The 24,352-nt window shown below is 42.6% G+C and carries 17 protein-coding genes; 12 read left to right on the forward strand and 5 right to left on the reverse strand.

Annotated elements, in window-relative coordinates:
• Positions 1-271: 271 nt before the first annotated feature.
• On the forward strand, positions 272-739 hold the full coding sequence (locus ACT3QQ_RS04695) for a restriction endonuclease (RefSeq protein ID WP_444527122.1): 468 nt from the start codon (positions 272-274) through the stop codon (positions 737-739).
• 69 nt (positions 740-808) lie between these two features.
• A complete protein-coding gene (locus ACT3QQ_RS04700) occupies positions 809-1,090 on the forward strand; it encodes a hypothetical protein (protein WP_444527123.1) in 282 nt (93 codons plus the stop codon).
• Between the two features lie 41 nt (positions 1,091-1,131).
• Here ACT3QQ_RS04700 and ACT3QQ_RS04705 read toward each other — a convergent pair whose 3' ends face one another.
• On the reverse strand, positions 1,132-1,392 hold the full coding sequence (locus ACT3QQ_RS04705; protein ID WP_444527124.1) for a DUF1289 domain-containing protein: 261 nt from the start codon (positions 1,390-1,392) through the stop codon (positions 1,132-1,134).
• A gap of 187 nt (positions 1,393-1,579) precedes the next feature.
• Here ACT3QQ_RS04705 and ACT3QQ_RS04710 point away from each other — a divergent pair, with 187 nt between their 5' ends.
• The 3 genes from ACT3QQ_RS04710 to ACT3QQ_RS04720 all read left to right on the forward strand — a co-directional run bounded on the left by ACT3QQ_RS04710 (position 1,580) and on the right by ACT3QQ_RS04720 (position 5,106).
• Complete coding sequence (locus ACT3QQ_RS04710) at positions 1,580-2,248, forward strand: YqiA/YcfP family alpha/beta fold hydrolase (protein WP_444527125.1); 669 nt, start codon at positions 1,580-1,582, stop codon at positions 2,246-2,248.
• 110 nt (positions 2,249-2,358) lie between these two features.
• On the forward strand, positions 2,359-4,245 hold the full coding sequence (gene parE, locus ACT3QQ_RS04715) for a DNA topoisomerase IV subunit B (RefSeq protein ID WP_444527126.1): 1,887 nt from the start codon (positions 2,359-2,361) through the stop codon (positions 4,243-4,245).
• Positions 4,246-4,410: 165 nt separating this feature from the next.
• Entirely contained in the window at positions 4,411-5,106 is a 696-nt protein-coding gene (locus ACT3QQ_RS04720; RefSeq protein WP_444527127.1) for a lysophospholipid acyltransferase family protein, read from the forward strand.
• A gap of 180 nt (positions 5,107-5,286) precedes the next feature.
• On the opposite strand, the gene ACT3QQ_RS04725 is transcribed toward ACT3QQ_RS04720, so the two are convergent.
• Entirely contained in the window at positions 5,287-6,069 is a 783-nt protein-coding gene (locus ACT3QQ_RS04725) for an SDR family NAD(P)-dependent oxidoreductase (RefSeq protein ID WP_444527128.1), read from the reverse strand.
• Positions 6,070-6,352: 283 nt separating this feature from the next.
• Between ACT3QQ_RS04725 and ACT3QQ_RS04730 the strand changes: the two genes are divergently transcribed.
• Positions 6,353-7,795, forward strand: coding sequence for a hypothetical protein (locus tag ACT3QQ_RS04730; protein ID WP_444527129.1), 1,443 nt, complete (start codon positions 6,353-6,355; stop codon positions 7,793-7,795).
• 129 nt (positions 7,796-7,924) lie between these two features.
• Here the strand turns inward: ACT3QQ_RS04730 and ACT3QQ_RS04735 are convergent, their stop codons facing one another.
• Entirely contained in the window at positions 7,925-9,589 is a 1,665-nt protein-coding gene (locus ACT3QQ_RS04735) for a mechanosensitive ion channel (RefSeq protein WP_444520730.1), read from the reverse strand.
• 472 nt (positions 9,590-10,061) lie between these two features.
• On the opposite strand from ACT3QQ_RS04735, the gene ACT3QQ_RS04740 reads away from it, so the two are divergent.
• Positions 10,062-10,793 carry an FKBP-type peptidyl-prolyl cis-trans isomerase gene (locus tag ACT3QQ_RS04740; RefSeq protein ID WP_444527130.1) on the forward strand — a complete coding sequence of 244 codons (732 nt, stop codon included), beginning with the start codon at positions 10,062-10,064 and terminating at the stop codon, positions 10,791-10,793.
• Between the two features lie 118 nt (positions 10,794-10,911).
• Here the strand turns inward: ACT3QQ_RS04740 and argA are convergent, their stop codons facing one another.
• The gene (argA, locus tag ACT3QQ_RS04745) at positions 10,912-12,234 is read right to left on the reverse strand and encodes an amino-acid N-acetyltransferase (RefSeq protein WP_444527131.1); all 1,323 of its coding nucleotides are present in this window, start codon (positions 12,232-12,234) and stop codon (positions 10,912-10,914) included.
• Between the two features lie 398 nt (positions 12,235-12,632).
• Here argA and ACT3QQ_RS04750 point away from each other — a divergent pair, with 398 nt between their 5' ends.
• Entirely contained in the window at positions 12,633-13,220 is a 588-nt protein-coding gene (locus tag ACT3QQ_RS04750; protein ID WP_444520727.1) for a hypothetical protein, read from the forward strand.
• 158 nt (positions 13,221-13,378) lie between these two features.
• Here the strand turns inward: ACT3QQ_RS04750 and ACT3QQ_RS04755 are convergent, their stop codons facing one another.
• Positions 13,379-14,398 carry a patatin-like phospholipase family protein gene (locus tag ACT3QQ_RS04755; protein WP_444527132.1) on the reverse strand — a complete coding sequence of 340 codons (1,020 nt, stop codon included), beginning with the start codon at positions 14,396-14,398 and terminating at the stop codon, positions 13,379-13,381.
• A gap of 280 nt (positions 14,399-14,678) precedes the next feature.
• Here ACT3QQ_RS04755 and recG point away from each other — a divergent pair, with 280 nt between their 5' ends.
• The 4 genes from recG to ACT3QQ_RS04775 all read left to right on the forward strand — a co-directional run bounded on the left by recG (position 14,679) and on the right by ACT3QQ_RS04775 (position 23,634).
• A complete protein-coding gene (gene recG, locus ACT3QQ_RS04760; RefSeq protein ID WP_444527133.1) occupies positions 14,679-17,030 on the forward strand; it encodes an ATP-dependent DNA helicase RecG in 2,352 nt (783 codons plus the stop codon).
• A gap of 426 nt (positions 17,031-17,456) precedes the next feature.
• Positions 17,457-18,749, forward strand: a complete 1,293-nt coding sequence (locus ACT3QQ_RS04765) for an efflux RND transporter periplasmic adaptor subunit (RefSeq protein WP_444527134.1) — start codon at positions 17,457-17,459, stop codon at positions 18,747-18,749.
• A complete protein-coding gene (locus tag ACT3QQ_RS04770; RefSeq protein ID WP_444527135.1) occupies positions 18,746-21,835 on the forward strand; it encodes an efflux RND transporter permease subunit in 3,090 nt (1,029 codons plus the stop codon). Before ACT3QQ_RS04765 ends, ACT3QQ_RS04770 begins: the two co-directional genes overlap by 4 nt.
• A 443-nt stretch (positions 21,836-22,278) precedes the next feature.
• Positions 22,279-23,634 (forward strand): esterase-like activity of phytase family protein, encoded by a 1,356-nt coding sequence (locus tag ACT3QQ_RS04775; RefSeq protein ID WP_444527136.1) that lies wholly within the window; start codon positions 22,279-22,281, stop codon positions 23,632-23,634.
• The last annotated feature ends 718 nt before the right edge of the window (positions 23,635-24,352 follow it).

Raw genomic sequence — 24,352 nt, forward strand, 5'->3', positions numbered from 1 at the left:
TAGATAAAGCCCCCTTCGATATAAGTCGAAGGGGGCTTTTCTTTGCGTCTATTTTATTCCTATTAAAAGCAGCTCAAGAGCTATGCTCGCAACTATCAGTGCTTTGCTTCGACAGCGTTCTCATCCTTCATCATCTCTCTATTTTAAAAGTAAAAGCCCGCAATGTTAATTTGTTAAGGGCTTTTCTTTGTAAGAGGTTGATAACATACTATGAAGGATCTAAATTGATAAATGCATCAGTTAGAGTGTTTACTAACCGTTAGGAAAGTTTATGGGTAAAGAACCAAGCTGGTATAAGTTTCAAGAAGATATTAAGACACACTTTGTTTCGTTGGGAGCTGATGCTAAGAGCAATGTTAGAGTTCAAGGCGTAAGAACTTGCCATGATATAGACGTACTCGTTAAGACTAGATTTTTAGGTGAGAATATTACTTGGATTGTTGAAGCTAAGCATTGGAAAAGTAAAGTAACTAAGACGCAAGTATTAGCACTGAGATCAATTGTAGACGATATAGGTGCAGACCGTGGTTTTATTATATCCGTAGCTGGTTTTCAAAGTGGCGCTTTTGAAGCAGCTAATAATACCAATGTAAAACTTAAAACCTTTGATGAACTGAAGGTTGATACTAAGGGACTGATTGAAACTGAGATTTTGAAGACATACCATAAGCGACTCTTACTTTTAGAAGATAGGTATTGGTCTCACTCTAAGAAATTGAGAATAAAATATGGTCTTTGACATGATACAGCAGACTATACAATGCAGTTTGTTAGACAGCAATTATTAGTGATAGCACGAACAGCGATTATGGCGGCAGAAGAACGTAAGTATCCTATAAATTTAGAGTCTTTTTTGAGGGAACAAAAAGGTGAAAAAGTTGCTCATAATTTTCAGCAACTTTCGATGTGGCTCAATCTTAATTTAAATTATTTCGATGAGAAGTTGCTAATTGCTGAGCTGAAAATGTACCAAAACGGTGATTATCAACCTTATATGGAATATAGGATTAGAGATGGTCAACTAACAAATACTGAAATTGCGGCTGACGCAATTTACAATTCTGGAAAAACTGTCAAAGAATATAAGTAAGGGCACTTTTTACTATAGGTTTATGTCAAAACTACTACTTCTTAAAACAACTCACCTATCTCAATGTCTTCCTCAAAATCAAATCCTAGCTGCTCGTTTTTGCGCAGGCGCATGAGCTCGATACGCAGCTTACGTCCTGCGATAAGCCTTAACACCTCGCGTTGCTGCTCTGTCGTCATATGATGCCATCGTTGGCGCTCGACTCGACTGCGCAGGCAACCAAAGCAATAGCCTTTTTTATTGCTTTGACAGACACCGATACAAGGGTTGTCAATGTCGAACAGCTCAAACTGTTGATTCATGACTCCTCCATAATGACTACCGTCATTCCTTTGACCTGCATAAAACCACTGTTTAACGTTATTATGTCGCAAATATTGACTAATAGTGTGCCATTTTATTGTTATTATTTTCGTCTAGCGGGTGCTATGCTTAGCTTTGATAGCCTTTATAAGATAATAATAACAAAATTAATAAGTGAGATGATACGTGAACTTGATTTATATCCATGGGTTGGACAGTAATGCCAACTCGACCAAAGGGGTTTTATTAGAAAAATATTGCCAGCGTCATTATTCTGATATTAATGTATTACGTCCTGATTTAAATAAATCTCCTGCGCAAGTGTGTGAGCAATTACTGTCTTTAATAGAAGAGCTAGATAATAATGCAGGTAGAAAATCAGCAGATAAGCAGACTGAATTATCCAATACTGTATTAATCGGTAGCTCATTGGGTGGGTACTTTTCTACCTTAATCAGTAACCAAATAGGTTGTCCTGCACTGCTATTAAACCCCAGTACGCAGCCTCATGTCACCCTACAGCGTTTTGCTGATTCGTCAGGGTTTAATCCCGACAGCAGTAATGAGTCATCGGATAACAAAACCCTGTACACGACAGCGGGCGGTTGGCAGATTACTCCTACAGATTTACAGTGGTTTGCAGGCCATCAGCTTTTATCAGTCAACTATCCCGATAAAGTTGCTGTGTTACTCAAAGAGGGCGATGAGCTATTAGATTCTGAATTGTCTAGAGCTTTTTATCTAAGTCAGGGCGCAACCGTAACAGTGCAAGCGGGTGGCAATCATCGCTTTAGTGACTTTGATGAGCAGCTACCTATGGTGATGAGTATCTTGCAAAGTTTAGTACAAGCCTAAATAGACGACATTATATGACGTAAGCGATGGACTATTGACGTTAAGGTCGCTATTTTTCGTTATAATGGTTCTATAGAATTAAACGCACGCGAACAGTTAAGGATGCATTTGTGAGTCAATATAATGCGCAATCGTTAGAAGTTTTAGAAGGTCTTGAGCCAGTCCGTCGTCGACCGGGTATGTATACCGATACCACACGCCCCAACCATTTGGCGCAAGAGGTCATTGATAACTCAGTTGATGAAGCGTTGGCTGGTTATGCGAAAACTATCAAGGTGCAATTGCATAGCGATGGGTCGTTGTCTGTTGAAGATGATGGGCGCGGTATGCCGACTGATATCCATCCTGAGTTTGGTCAATCTGGTATTGAGCTGATTTTAACCCGCTTGCATGCCGGTGGAAAATTTTCGACCTCTAATTACGAGGTATCAGGTGGTCTGCATGGCGTAGGTATTTCCGTCGTTAATGCGCTATCAACGCGTGTCGAGGTCACGGTATGGCGTGATAGCACACAGTTCGATATGGCATTTGAAAATGGCGCATCAGTTACGCCACTCACTGAGTCGGTAAGCTCGAATAAACGCAAACGTGGTACCAGAGTACATTTTTGGGCGGATGGTAGTTTCTTTGATACGCCCAAGTTTAATGTAAAACAGCTCAAACATAATTTAAAAGCGAAAGCGGTTTTAGCTGCTGGGCTGACGATTGAATTCACCGATCATATCAATGATGAAAAAGTTGTTTGGCAGTTTACAGATGGGGTGGTCGAGTATTTAAGTGAACAATTAGACGGTCTGGAAACATTGCCTGACGCACCGTTTTATTATAATTACGATGCGAAAGCGGGCGAACGCGCTGCTATTACTTTTGCACTATCTTGGTTGCCTGATGGTGGGACGCCAATTCAAGAAAGCTATGTCAATCTGATCCCGACAGCTCAGGGCGGTACGCACGTCAATGGTCTGCGTACGGGTATTTTAGAAGCACTGCGTGAGTTCTGCGATATTCATAACTTACTACCGCGTAGTGTGAAACTAACCGCAGAAGACGTTTGGGATGGGGTGAACTATATCCTATCCTTGAAGTTCTCTGAACCGCAGTTTTCTGGACAGACTAAAGAGCGTCTGTCCAGTCGTGAAGCAGCTGGCGCAGTTCAAACATTGGCAAAAGATGCTTTCAGTTTATGGTTGAATCAAAACGCAGATATGGGCACGCAAATCGCTGAATTGGCGATTAACAAAGCTGGACGTCGTCTAAAATCTGCCAAAAAAGTCGCTCGTAAGAAAATCACTCAAGGTCCAGCATTACCTGGCAAGTTGGCAGATTGCCGTGGTGATTTGCGTGATGGGGCAGAGTTGTTCTTAGTAGAGGGTGACTCTGCGGGCGGTAGTGCCAAGCAAGCGAGAGATCGTCATTATCAGGCGATATTACCTCTACGCGGCAAAATCCTAAATACGTGGGAAGTATCATCAGATACAGTACTATCAAGCCAAGAGATTCACGATATTGCCATTGCTATCGGTGTCGATCCTGCGTCTGATGATTTGTCCGAACTGCGTTATGACAAGATATGTATCTTAGCGGATGCTGACTCTGATGGACTACATATTGCGACATTGATTTGTGCTCTGTTTGTAAAGCATTTTCCTGCGCTAGTAGATGCAGGGCATCTGTTTGTGGCTATGCCGCCACTGTACCGAGTGGATGTGGGTAAAGAAGTACACTATGCGTTAGATGAGCCAGAGCTTGCACATATCTTAGCCAATGTACCGGGCAACAAAAAAGCTCAGATTACACGTTTTAAAGGACTTGGTGAAATGAGTGCTGAGCAACTACGTGAGACGACGATGAGCCGTGATACACGCCGTTTAGTACAGTTAGATATGGATGACATGGTACTGACCGCTAGCGTGATGGATATGTTACTAGCTAAGAAACGTGCCTCTGATCGTAAGTCGTGGCTTGAGAGCAAAGGTGATTTGGCCGATATTTCTTAAGAAGTATCGACGAGTCTAAAGAAATATGAGTACAGAATATCGTAACTGGACATTACTTATATTTATGGCTAAACGGTCTATCGCATAATAAAAGCACGCAAAATTTAGCCTAGCCACAAAATCTTAATGGTATTATGTCAGTACCTTTCACTATATTGTTCTGTCATGATACCGAAGATTTTTAACCGTTCTAAGTCTGCTACTACTGAATCTACACGCTCAAAGATACTGCCAAAGCTCAGTAGAAAACAAGTGGGTGACAAAGTGCCTAGGCGCGGTAATAAAGTGTCGCCTATCATTGGCTTATGGCTCATGAAGACTTTAGGATGGCGAACGGTTGGTGGTATTCCTAATATCTCTCAGGCTGTGGTTTTGGCACTGCCCCATACCTCTAATGTTGATGGCGTTTATGCACTTCCTAGTTTATTTGCGCTAGATTTAAAAATCAGTATCATGGCAAAGCATACGCTGTTTAGAGTGCCAGTATTGTCTCAGCTGCTGTACTGGATGGGAATTATACCGATCAATCGCACTGAAAAAGGCTCAGTATTACAAGCCAGTATCGATAAGTTTAAGACAGGTGAGCCCTTATTTTTGGGCTTATCACCAGAGGGTACACGGCAATATACCGAAAGCTGGAAGACAGGATTTTACTATCTGGCACTCGGTGCTGGCGTGCCTATCTTGCCCATTGCATTGGATTATAATACTAAAGAAGTTCGTTTTTTATCTGTGATACATCCAACTGGAGATATTGAAGCGGATTTACCAAAAATATATTCTCAGTATAAAGGGGTGTTACCAAGACACCTTGAGCGTTTGTCACAGCCACTACAAGACATCAATAATGCAGCTGAGTAAGCCAAATAGTATAAGTAATAGTTCAATCAGTTAAGTTATAGGTACTGGCTTTACTACAGATGCGAAGACTCAAGGTTATCTACAACTAAGTTCTGATAGTTGATATCAAAAAAGCCCCAGATATGATGATATCGAGGGCTTTTTTGAGTAATGCGCTTGAAGATTTATTAGCTTAAAAATCTAAAATTGTGGCTGTCCGTTAGAAGCGCTAACACCGCCATCGACAGGTAGGTTTACGCCAGTAATCATCGACGCATCATCACTTGCTAAGAAGGTAATTGCGGCAGCGATATTCTCTGGGGTTGCTAAACGTCCAAGCGGGCAGCGAGCTAAGAATTTATCTGTTTTAGATTCATTGTCTTGGATAGCCGTGGTCATATCGGTTTTGGTAACGCTTGGATTGACTGCATTTACGCGAACACCATCAGAACCATGATCTAATGCCAACGTGCGAGTTAAATTGGTCACACCAGCTTTAGCGGCATTGTAGGCCGCCATATTCCAGTCACCACCTACGCCCGAGAGTGATGAAATATTGACAATATTACCCTTTGATGCAATCAGGTGAGGCATAGCTGCTTGAGAGACGTAGAAGGTCCCGTTTAGATTTACATCGATAGCAGAGCGCCAATCATCAGCAGAGAGTTCTGTAATTTTACCTTGAGTTGCTTTGCCAGCATTATTTACTAAGATATCAATCTTGCCGAATTTGTCGATAGCGCGCTCAACCATTTCTTGTACTTGGCTTTGAACGCTAATGTCGCACGTAATAATAAGATAGTTATCAGTGTGAATCCAAGTACGATCTTGCGGCAACTCTTTGGCAGTTTCTTCTAGTGTTTCCGCTGTACGTCCCACTAGAACCACACTAGCGCCTTCCTCGGCAAAACGAATAGCCGTTGCACGGCCAATACCAGAACCTGCACCCGTTACAACGACGGTCTTTTCTTTAAAACGCTTCATAATGTTTAATCCTTATTATTATATAATAGTCATCAAGATTTAGATGATTATGGTTTCGATAAATTCAACTAAGTACAGTTAGTCATCCATAAACTTGCACACAAGCAATACTGCTTTGATATCATCATAACAAGTGATCGCTTTGAAAGCGACTGTCTCTGATAGTGCTTATGTAGCGTAATTTTTCATCATTCAGATATTTGTAATACGCGATAATCATGCTGCTAGTATTATGAGCTATCAGATGCGATATTTACCATACGATAATAGAAGGTTGGAATTTGTGTCCCATTCGATTACTACCATGCCCGACTGGGGTTACCTGACGACTGAACTAGTCAGCTATTTACAGGCAGACGCTAAGGCGGTGACTTTGGCGGGCATGCATACAATTGAGCATGAGTACAATGCTCAATATATCGCTCGTCACTATCAGTATCAGTTACCACTTGGCAAGCTACAGCTGTTGGAGCTGACACTATATCTACCCTATGATACAAAATCAGCTGAAATTGAGGCTGTACGTATGACCGCGGTAAAATCTGCTCTTACATGGTACAAATCATTATTATCTCAGAATGAAGACAATGAGTCAGTGGGTTACGAAGCTCTGATCTTTGATATTCAGCTTGTCGGAGGAAGTAGTAGTTTTAACAAAAACGATAGCATAGGTAAAACAACTAGTGCTCTACAGCGACTTAAACACAATTTTGGGTTTCGTTACTTTTTAGAAGATTTAGTTGTCGACATGAGCGAAAGCATGCAGCAGTTACAAGTATTTAGCTGGGATGATTGGTACTCGATCGCAGCAGCGGTACGAACGCCATGTGAATTGTGGCGTTTCTTAGCTTATCATTTAGAGCAGTTGCAGCATTCCGCCATAAACCATATCCCAAGTTTTGAGTCGGAAGACGATTTGGTTGAGCGTTTTTTACAAAGCCCAGATTTACTTGCCCCTGCCATTGCAGTCGACAATGTGCTCATCAAAAATGAAGCACAAGACGAACCTAATTCAGCACTGGTAGCTATCACGCTTGCATACAAAAACCAAAGTTCAACTGCTCAGATGTACCGTCAGCATATGATACAGGCAGCCACGATATGGTCTCAGCTAAGTATGCAGATGATAGATACGTATGGTAAAAAGCACGTAGCTAATAGCGATGAGCAGGCAGGAATACCACTCGCTCATTGGCAGCAACAACTACTAGATGAGTCTTTATTTTCGCGTCACGAGCTTATTCGTACGCTATATAGACACCCTAAACAAAGCGCATCACTGCAAAAAGATGGCTATGTCGTACACCAACATTCTTATGAAAGCTTAGGCCGACATTATGTACTGGTATTTTATGGTCAAGAGTCAAAAGGACCTAATAGCAAAGCCGCTGTCCAACCAAAGCTAGCAAATATCGCACAGGATGTTGCCACACGTTTACCAATTATTGAGCTGCATCATGTAGTCGTGCTTGGTATCGACTTTATCACTGAGAATAATGAGCATTTTTTTGATATTGATTTATGGATTCAGCCAGTTGATGCGATGACGCAAAGGGAGCGCCAGCTTACTAAGCAAATGCAAAAGTTAAAACAACAAGAGTTAGATAAGCAAAATAAGCCACCTTCTAGTAATTTAGATAGTGGTGAATCTGCGAAAGTAAAAACAAAAAAGCTACCCCAAGTACAGATGAATCTTACTATCCCAGCTCGAAAAGATAAGCATTAGATTGTAGGGTAAATTCTTTAAAAGAGATTGGATAGTAAGAACCACATACTTATTCATATATTTACTGACACAAAAAAAAGACAGCCTAGGCTGTCTCTTTTTTTATTTAAACTAAAATATCATAAATACTTATTTATTGAGGTCGTCATCAAGACCGCTACCAGGAAGTACGTCATCACTATTGTAGATGTCATTAGTATCAACACGTGGTGTTTCAACTATATCGGTACGTAAGTCGGTACTAGGTGTACTAGCAGCAGATGGCGTGTTTTCACGAACTGAATCAGCAACCTTTTCTTCAGTTGATGAACTTGGCTGTAGCGCAGATTTTGCTTTCGCTTCAGTGCGTTCATGATCCATCTTGTCCTGCATTTTACGTAGGAAGCGAGCTGCAGCTTCTTGACCACCAAGACCAAATGATAGGGCAAAAGCGACGGCTACTGCACCTAATGTTAGACCAAATGCTAGGTTAACGATTGAGTCTGCAATACCCATTGCTTTTAGACCCATGGCTAATACTAGGCCCATGATCAATACGCGTACGATGTTTGCTAGGAATTGTGAACCTTGCTCAGAACGTTCAACCACACCTGCAATAATATTAGCAAGCCAAAATCCGATAAATAGGATAATTGCGCCTAGGATGATATTCGCACCGAATGCGATAAACATTGTGATGATAGCTGAAATAGGCTCGAAACCTAATAAGTCAGCAGCTGCAATAGCAGCAAACAACATAGCAAAGAAGATGATTGCATAACCAACTAGGTCTGAGACTTTCTTATCACCCATAGCCTCTTGTAAACCTACTTTCGCAGGTAACTGATTGATTTGAGTGTTCTCAATCAGACCTTTAATGATGTTAGCAACCATGCGTACAACGTAGAAGGTTACTACTAGGATAGCCACTGCCATAAAGATGTTTGGCAATGCTTCCATAATTTTGTTGAGCATATTGGTCGCAGGGCGAGCAATCACTTCGATTTTCAGTGCGTTTAAAGCAGCAATGATGGTTGGAATGATAACCACAAGAAATGCTAATGAACCAGCAATATTAGGTAAGCTATTTTGCTCACTTAAACCTGCTTTTGTTGCCAATTCTTGTACATTGAAAGTAGAAACAAGATTGGTGACGATGCCGCGTACGACTTTGGCAATGATATAACCAACGACGAAGACTACACCAGCAATCAAGATATTAGGGATGAAACTAAAGATTTTATCGACCATATTAGTCAATGGTGCGAATAAACCATCAAGCTCTAGTTGACCAAGAACCATGGTCAATACAACTAGTAAGATGAACCAATAAACCATATCAGCAATTGTACTGCTCATTGGTTTTACACCAGCTTGTGCACTTAAGCGCTCATCCATAGAGGTTTTCGCGAGTGCAGCGTTAATCGCTGTACGTACAACAGTAGCCACGACCCAACCGATCACACCAAGTGCGATAGCGCCAATAAGATTAGGGATAAATGCCAATACTTGATTAACCATATTTGCGAACGGTGCCGAGATAGAGTTTAAGTTTAATTGGCTAAGTGCGCCTGAGATAGCAATGATAAAAATAAACCAGAAAACAATTTTAGAAATGATACCTTCAAGATCGTAGTTCTTACCAGTTGAAGAGTTCATACGCTGATTGAGATTGACTTTAGAGAGTACGCCGCGTACTAATGCTGCGATACCAAGGGCTACTAGCCAACCAATAACGAATATCAAAATAGCACCAATAATGGAGCCGATAGGCCCACCAAGATAGCCGTTAAAAGATGTGTACATTGGGTTCATCTTATCCTCCTTGAAGCATCTTATATAACTCGCCAAAAACAATATTCATATAGTGGTTAGTGAGCAAGACATACAGATGGTTATCATAAATAGTATTTTTAGAATCAGTTATATAGAGATGTTATCTCTTTTGAGTATAAGTTTTTATTAGCAGTATCTTTTATTTATATTACAGTGACACTTATATTAAGATGACTCTGCTCTCGACATCTGCTTATTCTTAATAAAATTAATACTCGGTTGCTTATCTTCTTAACTCATTCAGCTTAGCTGATGTATCAAGTGATTTAAAGACAGAAAGCTTTACCTGTTACTATATTTGTGTGATAACTTGTTATTATGATAAGAAATATTAACATAGACTATACAGTAACCCGAGAATTTTATGCAAAGCGTGGTTCCCAAAACTAAGATTTGTTATCATAGAGGAATGTGACATCTCGCCACTATTCTTACAATTAGAGAGTACTTTATGAAAAAAATCACTACTTTAGGCGTTAGTGCACTTGCTAGCGCTATGTTGTTAGTAACAGGCTGTAGCACCAATAATGGCAATCAAGAAACAGCCGCTCAAAGTGTTTCCATTACCGAACAAAGCCCAGCTAGTGAAAAAATAGGTTATAGCTTAGGTTTCATGATGGCAGAAGGCAATAAAGACGCTGTCAAAGATCTAGATCTAAATACTTTTGAAAAAGGCTTCCGTGATGGTTACGAAGGCAATGAATCAGCATTGACCCAAGAGCAAATGCAACAAGTATTGATGGACTATCAAAAAGAGCAAGAAGAGCAGTTTGTTGAAGAAATGGAAACCAAGGCAACAGAAAATAAAGCCGCTGGTACCAAATTCTTAGCAGAAAATGCTAAAAAAGAAGGCGTGAAGCAAACAGAGTCTGGTTTACAGTATAAGGTCATTGAAGCAGGTACTGGACAATCTCCAGAAGCAACTGACGTAGTCGAAGTAAACTACGAAGGTAAACTGATTGATGGCACGGTATTTGATAGCTCTTATGAGCGCGGTGAGCCAATTGAGTTCCCACTAAACCAAGTAATCGCTGGCTGGACTGAAGGTCTACAGCTGATGAAAGAAGGCGGAAAGTACGAGTTCTATATCCCATCAGACATCGCTTATGGCGAAGCGGGTAATGCTGGTATCGAGCCTAACAGTACACTTATCTTTACTGTTGAGCTGTTAGCAGTAAAATAAGTATCTAGAGCAGATGTTAATTATCTAGATATTTAGTTATAAAAAAGCCCTCATTATTTTATGAGGGCTTTTTTATGATCTGTACTTTATGACAAATTGATATCAATTTGGCGATAAATTATAAATTTTTCTGAAAGACTTTAGAGTTACGACCATTGTGGTATTTCTCTAGACGTGCTTCAGGTAAAGCGCTGGCTTCAACTTCAGCAAAGCCTTGCTCGACGAACCAGTGTTCAGTGCGAGTAGTCAAAACAAACAGCTTATACAAACCATGGCTGCGTGCTTGCTGCTCTAGAAACGCTAACAAATCAGCACCGCGGCTGCCATTACGGTACTCAGGACGTACCGCAACACAGGCAACTTCTGCTGATTCTGAATCTAGCGTATGCAATGCTGCACAGCCCAAAATCATACCATCACGCTCAATCACACTGTAATTGTCAATCTCTTGCTCCAAGCGCTCGCGTGAACGACTGACCAAAATGCCTTGCTCTTCTAGAGGCGATAGTAGTTCAATAAGACCTACTACGTCATCGATATTGGCACGACGAATTTCTTCATAAGGGTCATGGCTAATCAGCGTACCAGAACCATCACGTGTGAATAGCTCTTCTAACAATGCGCCGTTTTTGGCATACGAGATGATATGCGTGCGATGGACGCCTTGTCGACATGCCAAGCTTGCACAGTTCAAGAAATAATTGATTTCACAATTTAAGTCACGATCACGTAAGAAGCGATCAACTTCGTTTGGAATCATTTCGCGTAATAAACGATCATCGTCATTGATACCCGCCTCTTCACCCAAGAATATAAGCTTGTCAGCACCAAGCTCTACAGCAGCGCTAAGCGCCACATCTTCGGCTAATAGGTTAAACACTTCGCCAGTCGCAGAGTAGCCCATAGAGCCTAAAACAACGATATGGTCATGAAGTAGGTTGTTTTTGATGGCATCCACATCGATAGAACGCACTTCTCCCGTCATTTGGTAGTCAACACCTTCACGGATACCATAAGGACGAGCTGTCACAAAATTGCCCGATATTGCATCGATACGTGAGCCATACATCGGAGAGTTGGCCAGTCCCATCGATAGCTGAGCTTCAATCTGTAAACGAATAGCACCAACGGCCTGTAAGATAGATGGCATCGCTGCACGCGGCGTAATACGGATATCTTGATGTAGCGGAGATTCAATGTTGGTATCTTTTAAGTTATTTTCGATTTGCGGTCGTGCCCCGTGTACCAGTACCAGCTTGATACCCAAGCTATGCAACAAGGCAAAATCGTGAATAAGTGTGCTGAAATTTGCATGATTGACCGCTTCACCACCAAACATGATCACGAAAGTTTTGCCGCGATGGGTATTAATGTAGGGTGCAGAGTTACGGAACCAATGGACGTATTCAGGGTTGATCTGGGGCATGGAGCTAGTAGTCATAATGGGAGCAGTAGTCGTTAGAATCAGAAAAAGGGCGCAGCAAAAAAATGCTTAACGCTAAAGATTTACCATAGCAAAAAACGCGGTTATGAGCTATCTTTTATTTCAGCTGTATTCGAGCATTCTTATTGCCAATCGCTGATATACACAACCTCAACACTGGGTTAATGTACCCACAAACGCTTTTTGTTATGCTAAGCGCTATTGCTTTACAGATATTGAGCGAAGATAATCAGGTTAGATAAGTGAGTTCATATGTTTGACAGATTGTATGAACTATTCCACAGCGATATCTTATATACGTCGTAAGGCTTTTTAACTGTTGAACAAATTATAAAAATAACTTAACTTGCACCATCTGTGTTTTACCGATATATCAACCAGGGATAATGAAAATCATGAAAAAAAGTAACCAGTTTGCTAGCCCGTTCAGTGCTTGGAGCGGCCACCGCTTATTTCACGTTGTTGCCGGTACGCTCATCGGTGCAATGGTAGTTACACAAGCCTCAGCGATGCTGCCAACACCAGAGCAAGCGGTTGATAGCTCAATGGCTATTCAAGCAAATACCAGTAAGAGCAGCAACTCAAGCGCTCAAGCCGTTAACAGTAAAATTACAGCGTCATTGGTCAGCGTTGACGCCAACGGTCAAGAGATACTCGTCCCTGTGGATACCAACACTCGTTTGCAGTCAGGCAATGTATTGGAGTATCAAGGATATTTTACCAATACCAATGCAGATCGTGTACGCAAAATGACTGTTACGATGAGCATCCCAGAGCAGGTAGAACTATTAGAAACCGTAGCTCCTGAATTCCCGTATGGCAGTGTAGATGGCAATAACTTTTCTCGTATGCCGTTACGTACCAAAGTTGATAATCAGCTACAAGACGTCGCGCTTAAATACTATAAAGCGGTACGTTGGGACTTAGAAGGCGTAGGTCTAAATGATACCGTCGCCGTAAAATACCGTGCCCGTGTTAAATAGTTCTGAATATTTGGTTTAGCATCAATATAGTTAGCATTGAAAGTAGTTAGCACTAAAAGCTATCAATAAAAAAGCACCGCAGTTTATAGCTGCGGTGCTTTTTCGTGATGTAAGAGGATATTTAACAATCTCACTGATAAGTAACTAATAATACTCAACTACAGCGTGGCATATTGGCTACTAGATTTCTCTTGGATAAGTTGTTTGATGGCACTGATTTGTGGCGTGGTAGCTTGAGTGCCTGCTTGTATTAAACTGCGCCGCTGCCGAGTATCTATTGAACTGTTACGACCGACATTGGGAGTAATAGTAATATCCGCCCGATCCCGCTCACTCTGAGTTGATGCGGAGCGATTAGCAGTCAGGTTGGTAGCTAGAGTATTGGTTTCTAGAAAGCCCCAAAAGTCACTTAATGAGTTAATAGTCGGTATTTGATTGTTAGTATTATCACTGCCTTTAAATCCCGTCACATCAACAGCAATGACGATGTCAGCACCCAAGTCATAAGCGCTATCTACGGGTACTAAACTGACCACACCGCCATCAATGTATTTTTTACCGACTTTTTCAGGAATGCGCGGGGCAATAAAAATATTGGGTACGCTGCAGGACGCTTGTACCGCAAGGCCTACATTCCCAGTGGTAAAGACTGTTTTCTTTAGAGTGTGTTTTTCTGCTGCGATTGCTGCAAAGGCAATGGGGAAGTCCTCTATGGCTTTTGCATTTACCTTATCATTAATAAAGTTTTTTAACTTAATACCTTCGATAAATCCTTGGTTGGACAAGGTAAAGTCTGTGAGCTGGCTATCAGTAGTGGTCAGTGCTAATTGCTCAAGCTGGGCAGGCGTGTAGCCACTGGCGTATAAGCTGCCAATCAAGCTACCCACACTTGTACCGACCACCAATGTTGGTTTGATACCGTTTTCTTCTAGCGCCTTGATGACACCTACATGAGCAAATCCTTTCGCACCGCCACCACCCAAAACTAGTGCGACAGTAGGGGTGTCAATAACAGGCTCTGGTGTGGCGGGAGTAGTCGATGGTAAGGTGCTACATGCACTAATATACAAACCGAGAAAGGTTATTAAGCTTAACTTCAGTAGTTTTAGACTATCAAGAATTAGTTTGTGACGAATCAGATTGTGATGAAACTGACGAGGCAAAGCAGAAATAAGCATAGAAAAACACCTTATGAAATTGCCATAATTCAAAAAATAAGCCATCAGTTATTGGTATGATGATAAGAAGCGGTTTATCTATAGTAGACGGATTATATAGAGACGGTTTTATTATATAGCCTAGCATAAGCGATTGTATTGTCAGCTATAATGAAACGAGTCGACGTTTTTGTGCATACTATTGTGATAGCTGTTCTGTGGTACAAATCATCATGTGCAGCATATTAAAAATGCTTGATTTAATATATAAAAATTAAAAATAATATTGTTAGGATCTTTAATGCCAGTATCGGAGAGTCATACCTCAGCCAACTCGTCAGATCATTTTAAATCTGATATACCACTATCAGCATTAGATATGCCAGTGTCTGCGCTTGCAGGTGTGGGAGTAAAAGTAGCGGAACAGTTGGCGCAATTGAATATCAAGCGGATATTCGATTTGCTATTACATTTGCCCCGTGACTATGAGGATCGCAGTCGGCTGGTATCAATCGCCGATGTAGAGCATGGACAATCAGCGCTAATTACAGGTCACATTGTCCATGTCGATACCAAGCGCAGTGGAATGACTGTGACAGTGGACGATGATACGGGTACGATATCGTTGCGGTTTTTTAAGGTCTATCGTGGTCTGGTACAAACCATGAATTTGGGGACACGCTTACAGCTATTTGGTGAAGTTAAAGTCAGCCGTTATGGTAAGCAGATACATCATCCTGAATATCAAATTATCACTGATAATACAGTCATGACCGATACGGGACTGCAGCCTATTTATCCTACTGTCAAAGGTCTACATCAAAACAAGTTGCGCACTTTGATTAAGCTAGCATTGCAAACAGTTCGGAGCCAAGGTCTACCAATGACATTGTTTACGGCTGAGGATTTTGCAGTTGTATCAGATCTGCCATTAGTGCCTTTTGAGCCATCTAAATCAGCGGTGTCAGAGGCCGAATATGCCGAAGATATTTTCTCGACGTTAGCACGCAGCGTACCTGATAATGCGATTGGCAATAGCGTATACAAACCCAGTCCCTCTACCTATCAGGCAGATAATGACATACATAGCGTCGCAGCAGGCATTGCTCAGCATAATGTCTATAATTTAACGATATTTGAAGCATTGGTACTGCTGCACACGCCGCCTACTTATATCAGCGCATCTCAGCAATACAAATTATTAACGCAACTCAGCGCTCGTACGCATGCTGCCTGCCAGCGCTTGATTATTGAAGAATTAACGGCGCATCAGCTTAGTCTGCTATACCGTCGCCAACAGCTACATCAGCATAAAGCGCCTAAATGCACTACCAACAGTCCTCTTGCTGATAAGCTGTTTTCTACATTGCCTTTTGATTTAACGGGTGCGCAAAAAAGAGTGATGAAAGACATCATTGCAGACATGGCCACCTCAATTCCGATGTTACGATTGGTACAAGGGGATGTGGGTGCTGGCAAGACGTTGGTTGCAGCAGGGGCGGCGAGTTATGCGCTCGACAGTGGCTGGCAGGTCGCGGTAATGGCACCGACTGAGATTTTAGCAGAGCAGCATCTACTGAACTTTAAGCAGTGGTTTGAGCCATTGGGTATCGGTGTCGGTTGGCTCGCAGGTAAGCAAACGGCCAAACAGCGCCGCGAAGCGTTAGAAGCGGTGAGCGAGAATACCGTACAAATCGTCGTCGGCACGCATGCGTTGTTTCAAGAGCAAGTTCAGTTCGCTAAGTTAGGTTTGGTTATCATTGATGAGCAGCATCGTTTTGGTGTTGAGCAGCGCATGGCATTGACTAATAAAGGCGTAGCTAATAGCACACCGCACCAGCTAATCATGACCGCAACACCGATTCCAAGAACCTTAGCGATGAGTGTCTATGGTGATATGGATACCTCAATAATCGATGAGTTGCCACCGGGGCGTACCCCAATCACGACGGTAACCATCGATCGCAATCGACGCGATGAGGTGATAGAACGTATTGCGATTAATTGCGAAGCAGGCAGGCAAGCGTACTGGGTATGCTCACTGGTAGAAGCATCTAGCGTATTGGATGCGCAAGCAGCTGAAGCCACGTATGAGGATTTGAATGAACGTCTAGATATTCGTATTGGACTGGTACATGGCAAAATGAAGTCTGCCGATAAGCAAGCCATCATGCAGGAGTTCAAAGCAGGTAATCTGGACTTGTTGATTGCGACGACTGTCATCGAGGTAGGGGTTGATGTGCCCAATGCGTCGCTCATGGTTATCGAAAATGCAGAGCGTCTGGGACTATCACAATTGCATCAGCTGCGCGGACGAGTCGGACGTGGATCGACCAAAAGCTTCTGTGTACTGTTGTATCAAAAGCCACTATCGGAGACAGGCACAGAGCGACTAAATGTCCTACGTGATAGTACCGATGGCTTTGTCATTGCTCAAAAAGACTTAGAACTACGTGGGCCAGGAGAGCTGTTAGGTAAGCGTCAAACGGGTAACGTTGGCTACTATCTGGCCGATCTAATCCGTGATGAGCAATTATTTGCTATTGCTCAGCGGTTAGCTAAGCATTTGATAGCAGACCCTGCGCGAAAAGCAGATGTTAGTCAATTGATTCATCGATGGATGCCTGAGGCGAGTCGTTATACCAATGCTTAACGGCTAGCATTCAGTGTCTAGTACATAGACGATATTCCATCCATAGTCAGTCGTTGAATATATGAGGTATTCAATGACTGGCTATGTGTGCCTTTATTTCTTTAACTTAGTCGATATGTCTTTAACATTGCACATATATTTTGTTTAAGTTTCAATTAAATTTATGAACGCTAGACACTATACATAAAAATAAGATGATGACTAAATATATGCTATTCTCGATAATTTGATGAACTATTATAATAATAAACAGTGCTTTAGAGAACATTGTAATACTCTCTGTAAGTAACGTTCATAGACATACATCAGGCTCTCCAAACATTGCTTCGATTGCGTGCCACTTTTTATTATTGCTGTGACTGATTGATATTTTTAGTCACGCTATATCAAGTATTTCAATATTGACTGTACCTATAGAGAGTTACCATGAGCGATTTTGAAGAAACCCACTCTAAGCCGTCAGCTGAATCTGAGTTACCGCCATATCGTCAAACTGACACTTCACCTCAAAGAGCATCTTCAAAACCACAAATATGGTTGTGGCCCGTATTGGTAGCCGTGCTAGTAATTGGGGTGCTGCTTGGCAAGTATTGGGGCAATGATGGTAGTACCGCTGTAGATGAGTCGTCAGCTTCTAATTCTGTCGCAAACGATCAGTCAACCGGTAGCAATACCAGTATTGAGCAATCGGTACTCTCAGTAGAAACAGTCAGTCCAAGCCAAGATGATATCGGTAGCACGCTCAGTGCCGATGGAACTATCAATGCTAAAGATACTGCGAATGTCAGCGCCAAAGTCAATGGCGTAGCTATCGAACGTATCTTGGTCGAAGAAGGCGACCGCGTCAGAGCGGGTCAAGTCTTAGCCGTATTCGATACCGATGCTATGGAACAGCAAGTGCTACAGGCGAAAGCAGATGTCGCAGAAGCGGAAGCCACCCTTGCCAATGCTAGCGCTGACGCTGCACGTGTGCTGCCATTGATCGATATTGACGCTATCAGTAAACAAGAAGCCGACCGCTACCGCACCTCTGAAGTACGTGCCAGAGCTTCTTTGCAAGCATCAAGAGCCCGTCTGAGTAATCAGCGTTTGACATTAGAGAATGCAAAAGTCGTCGCTCCTGTCAGCGGTATTATTAGTGAAAAAGTGGTAGAAGTCGGTCAAGTGGCAGGCGGGGAACCGCTATTTACGATTATCAAAGGCGGTGTTCTAGAGTGGCGAGCAGAGTTAGATCCTAAGCTCATCGGTGATATAAACATCGGTACGCCTGTACAAGTCAGTCTGCCAGGTGGTGATAAAGTGATGGGGCAGGTGAGCCGTATCGCACCAACCGCAGATAACAACCGCCAAATTACGATTTATGCCAGCCTAGCCGCCAACTCAAAGATGCGTGCAGGCATGTATCAAACAGGCGAGTTCGTCTTGGGAAGTACCAGTACGCAAACGATTCCGAATAGCGCCGTTGTCAGCAATGATGGTTATGATTATGTGATGCTCGTTACTGAGTCGACTACTCGAGATGATCGGTCGATGGGACGTATCAAGCAGCAGCGAGTGACATTAGGTGAGCGATTGGGCGATAGCGTAGCAGTGTTAGAGCCTTTGCCAGATGACAGTCGTATCGTAAAGCAGGGCGGTAGCTTCTTAAATGATGGTGACCTAGTGCGTATTGTTAATGGTGTGTCTCAAGCCAGTAAGCCAGTGCAGGCACAGCCATGAGCTTAAACGTCTCCGCTTATTCGATTAAAAATCCGCTCGTTGCTATCCTGCTGTTTGTGCTGCTGACGTTGGGCGGTATTTACGGTTTCATGAAAATGAAAGTCCAGCAGTTTCCGGACATAGACTTGCCAGCGGTGGTAGTCACGGTCACGCTACCGGGTGCTGCGCCTTCACAGCTAGAGAACGATATCGCCAAAAAAATTGAGAACAAACTGACCAGTATCGAAGGCGTGAGTCATATTCGTACCACGTTACAGACGGGTGCGGCGACCATTGCCACTGAGTTTACCTTAGAAAAAGACATTCAAGAAGCGGTAGACGATGTGCGGTCAGCAGTTGGCGAAGTACGTGGCGATCTACCAGCTGCAGCCAACGATCCCATTATTACCAAAGTATCTACTGCTGGGTTTCCAGTGGTTACGTACTCTGTCGCTGCTGAAAATATGAGCGTGGAGGATTTATCTTGGTTTGTTGATGATACCGTTACCAAGCGGCTATCTGACATACCAGGCGTAAGTACCGTGAGCCGCGTTGGCGGACTACAGCGTGAGATTACGGTTGCTGCTGACCCAATTGCGTTGAGTGGTCTAAAGTTTTCTATTTCGCAATTATCGCAGCAAATCGCTGGTATTCAGCAGGACAGCTCTGGTGGAGAGGCAGAAGTTGGCAATACCACTCAGACCATCCGTGTTCTTGGTGCTGTTGAGCGAGCAAATGAGCTAAATGATTTGCAAGTGGCTGTCCCTACAGGGGGCACACAAGCTTTAGGTCGTATGGCAAAAATCACTGATGGCGCAGCAGATCCAAGCTCGATTGCTAAGCTGGACGGTCAAACAGTGGTGGCATTTAATATCACTCGATCACGCGGTGCCAGTGAAGTTGATGTGATGGATCTGGTTGATAAAGAACTTGCCAGGCTGACTGCTGATGTTGGTAATATCAGTATTGAGAAAGTCTATGACCGAGCGACACCCATTGCAGAGGATTATGAAGCCTCATTAAGAATGCTCATCGAGGGTGGTCTGCTAGCTGTAGTCGTAGTCTTCCTGTTTTTGCGTAATATTCGAGCGACTATTGTTGCCGCGGTCGCTTTACCGCTATCGGTCATTCCAACCTTTTTAGGTATGTATCTGTTTGGCTTTAGTCTTAACATCATCTCACTACTGGCATTGTCATTGGTCATTGGGGTGCTGGTCGATGATGCAATCGTTGAAGTCGAAAACATCATACGCCATCTACGTATGGGTAAGACGCCTTATGAAGCGGCGATGGAAGCTGCTGATGAAATCGGTCTTGCCGTTGTCGCCACCACTTTTACTTTGATTGCAGTGTTTTTACCAACGGCCTTTATGGGCGGTATCGTTGGACAGTTTTTCCGTCAGTTCGGTTGGACGGCTGCCTTATCAATTTTTGCCTCGCTGATGGTGGCGCGCTTGATTACCCCGATGATGGCAGCTTATATCTTGCGACCTGAGAAAAAACACGTCGAAAAACAAAGCGCGATGATGAAGTACTATCTCAAGATTGTATCTTGGACCCTACATCATCGCTGGCTAACCATGGGTGCAACGCTTGTTTTATTTGTAGCATCATTAGCTTTGGTTAAGCTATTACCAACGTCATTTATTCCCGATAATGATATCGATCAAACTCGAGTGGCTATTGAGCTGACGCCTGACGTGTCGTTGGCAGATACTGAGCGCGTGGCGGCGCTAGCAAGTACTCGCATTTTGGCCATGCCTGAGGTGACCAATATCTTCACCTCAGTAGGAGAGGCGCAGGCATCGATGGGGGCGTCAGATGGTGGTGGCGGTAAGGCTGAAAACATCGCAGGCTTGGATATCGTACTTGCCCCGCGTGCAGAACGAGGCACGAAGCAAGAGATAGAGCGCAAAATTAGTAAGCTGATGACCGAGGTGCCAGGAGCACGATTTACGGTCGGTCTATCGAGTGGCGGTGAGAGTGGCTATAATTTTTCATTGACCAGTACCAATCCGCAACTGCTCGAACAGACTGCACAAAAAATCATGTCTGAGATTCGAGGTCTACCAAGTGCAGGTGCGGTAACCAGTGATCGCAGCTTGCCACGACAAGAGCTAACGGTAACGCCAGATAGATTGGCAATGGCGGATAAAGGGGTTACCACGCAAGATATCGCTACGACTTTACGTGTCGCTACTGTAGGCGATTACGAACAACGACTGTCCAAGCTCAATCTTGATACACGCCAAATACCGATTGTGGTACGTCTACCTGATGTGGCTAAGCAAAATGTTAGCCAGCTAGAAGGCTTGTATGTGCCGAGTACCATGCCTGCAGGTCAAGGCGTACGTGTCGGTGAGGTTGCTACGCTAGACTTTGGCACTGGGCCTGCACAGATTAGCAGACTGGATCGAGAGCGTGCTATTAGTATCACGGTACAACCTACGAGTGGCGAGCTTGGCGATTTGGTACAAGCGGTCAAAGCAGTTCCGACTATGCAGCAACTGCCGCCTTCAATTACTATCATCGATCAGGGCCAAGCTGAAAATATGGCAGAGCTCTTTAGTGGCTTTATCATTGCGATGTCTGTCGGTGTGGTTTGTATTTTAGGTGTGCTTATTTTACTGTTTGGTCGTTTGTTGCAGCCTTTTACTATTCTGATGGCGCTACCTCTATCAATCGGTGGTGCGTTTGTCGGCTTGGTTATTACCAATAGTAGCTTATCGATGCCTTCGATGATTGGTTTTATTATGCTTATGGGTATTGCGACCAAAAACTCGATTCTATTGGTCGACTATGCGTTGATTGCTCAGCGCCGAGGGTTGGCACGTTTTGAAGCCATCGTAGATGCATGTCGTAAGCGTGCACGGCCTATCATCATGACGACCATTGCGATGGGTGCAGGTATGTTGCCATTGGTATTTGGTTGGGGCGATGCAGATCCTACTTTTAGGCGACCGATGGCAGCAGCGGTACTGGGTGGTCTGGTAACTTCTACGCTATTGAGCTTGGTTGTTATTCCTGTTGTCTATACTTTGATGGATGATTTATCAGGATGGTTTGCTAAATGGTTAGCGCCACATGGTAAACCTAGTGACCTCTAATAGTCACTTCTCATAGAAAGCCAAATAGCTAACCAAATAGTTAGCTAAGACACGACACAATAGTAGCAACGTAAGAAATGATAAACACACTCTCAGTTAGGTCGTATACTGATTAAACTAGAGTGTATTCTCATAACTTTGATCAGATTGTGTTGTCTTTGCGAGGAGCAATCAATAACAAAGTTGGAAGCTATACTAAAAAATTATCTTGAGTGCATGTATTGTCGACAAAGTAAGTGAAAAACACTACTTTAGTGCTTGCTGAAGAGAATGAACGGCTTATCGTTTTAACGGCAGGGGGCAATAGCTAGTATTCATATATCATGGATTGTTTTATATGGGTTTTGACTCCTTAACTATCTTAGCAAATGAGCGTCATTAAACTGACATTTCAATATCCTACAATCTGAATTCCTAAATGACTATCAGTGGAATCCATAAAGATGACCTCCAAATCCTTGCTAACCTTAGCAATAGCTTCCTTATCTATTTTAAGTCATGTCGCAACAGCAGCGGTAGAGTATCCAGCTACTCTTGAGTCTCACGCCATACTGCCTGCTAAAACTTTTATCGATGCCCCTTTTGATGCCCCTGAAGATCTAAAAGTCAGCGGTAAATATACCACGGGTCAATATGTCAGTGAAGTAGGGAGTGTTGAGGGGAAGTCATACAATCGTCCGACAGGTGTGAGCTTGCCGTTTAATGGACAACCTGTACAAGGTAGCTCTGGCATTAAGTATATGGACGATGGTACGTACTGGATATTGACTGATAATGGTTATGGCAGTAAGGCTAACTCACCTGATGCGATGTTGTTTATTCGTCAATACCATATAGACTGGAATACAGGGGTGTTTAAGCCAATTAAGACCATATTCTTCAATGATGCTGATCATGTAATGACGCACCGTATTGTTCACGAAGGAACGGATAATCGCTATTTAACTGGTGCTGACTTTGACTTAGAGAGCTTCCAGTTTATCGATGGGGATATTTGGATAGGTGAAGAGTTTGGACCTTGGTTGCTTCAATTCGATAGCACAGGTAAGTTAAAATCAGTCCATGATACAGTGGTCGATGGCGATATAAAACGTTCTCCTGATCATCCTGCGCTTAAACTAGCAGGGGCACCTGATGGTGACACACCAAATTATGACACCAAGCGTTCAAAAGGGTTTGAAGGTATGGCTTCTTCACCTAATGAGCGCTATTTGTATCCTTTATTAGAAGGAGCCATATACGATCATAAGACTAAGGCATATGAATCGGTAAACGGACAGAACTATCTGCGAATCTTAGAGTTTGATACTAAACGGAAGCAGTATACGGGCAAAAGCTGGAAATATGTTTTGGACAGTAATGAGTATGCTATCGGTGATTTTAATATGATTGATGATACTTATGGTCTGATTATCGAGCGTGATAATTTAGAGGGCACATCAGATCAAGTATGTTCTAATAACGCTCAAGATACGACTAAGTGTTTTGAAAATCCTGCCGACTATAAGCGTGTTTACAAAGTGGCACTCGATCAAAACAGTGACATAGTACGTAAGGTAGCTTACATTGATTTGATGAGCATTGAAGATCCAAAAAGTGTGTCTAAAAAGCCACTGGTCAATAGCAAGCTTACGTTTCCATTTTTCACTATTGAAAATGTTGATATCGTAGATTCGAGCCACATTGTGGTCGGTAATGACAACAATCTACCATTTTCATCGAGTAGGCTTCCTAACCAAGCAGATGATAGTGAGCTGGCGTTGCTAGAGGTGAAGGATTTCTTATTAGCAGCTAAATAATGGTTAACTAACTTTACCCAAAACCTTAATGCTTACTATAAACGCTCATAAAATATGAGCGTTTTTTTTGACTAGTAAAAAACAACACAATCGCATCTGTTGCTCATAAGAAGGAACGAGGTAGTATTCTTAAATTATGCCTTTGAAAAACTTAGAACCTATCTTGTTCAGATAAAAATATAGAAAATGTGCTTACTTTTATTTAATAGCTTTGTTTTGATTAGCGCAGAAAACTCCTTGTAATTCTCAACCCTCTTGGCATGAAAGACCATCCTAAACTCTGTGTAATTGACCTCTACCGTCAATGTAGTACATTCAAACTTAGGATGTTTTAGTTGATCGGCTCGCGAAAATCTTTTAGTTATGCCTCAAGGGAATCAATGATAGCAGACTATTTTAAGTGTTGATGTTTATCAGAGCGTATCTTAGAGCATCATCCAAAAAATAATAAGATTTCATACTGAGGTAACTAGATATGGATTGTGGCTTGCTTTTTACTGTGGCGGCAAGAGCGCCCCATTTTCAGCAATTGGCTTTATCTTTTACAACACTCTGTGAATATCTCAGTTATTATTTGAAACTAGGGGTACTTTAAAATAGTATATGGAACGTAAAATACCGTTTGTTGCAAACCTGCATTATGTCGATAGATTTTTCCTTTTGATATTTAGTCATCCGAAAGTATTAATGTACTCAACACATCATTTAGCTAAATAAA

Origin of the sequence: Psychrobacter sp. AOP7-A1-24, assembly GCF_052376235.1 — a bacterium.
GTDB lineage: Bacteria > Pseudomonadota > Gammaproteobacteria > Pseudomonadales > Moraxellaceae > Psychrobacter.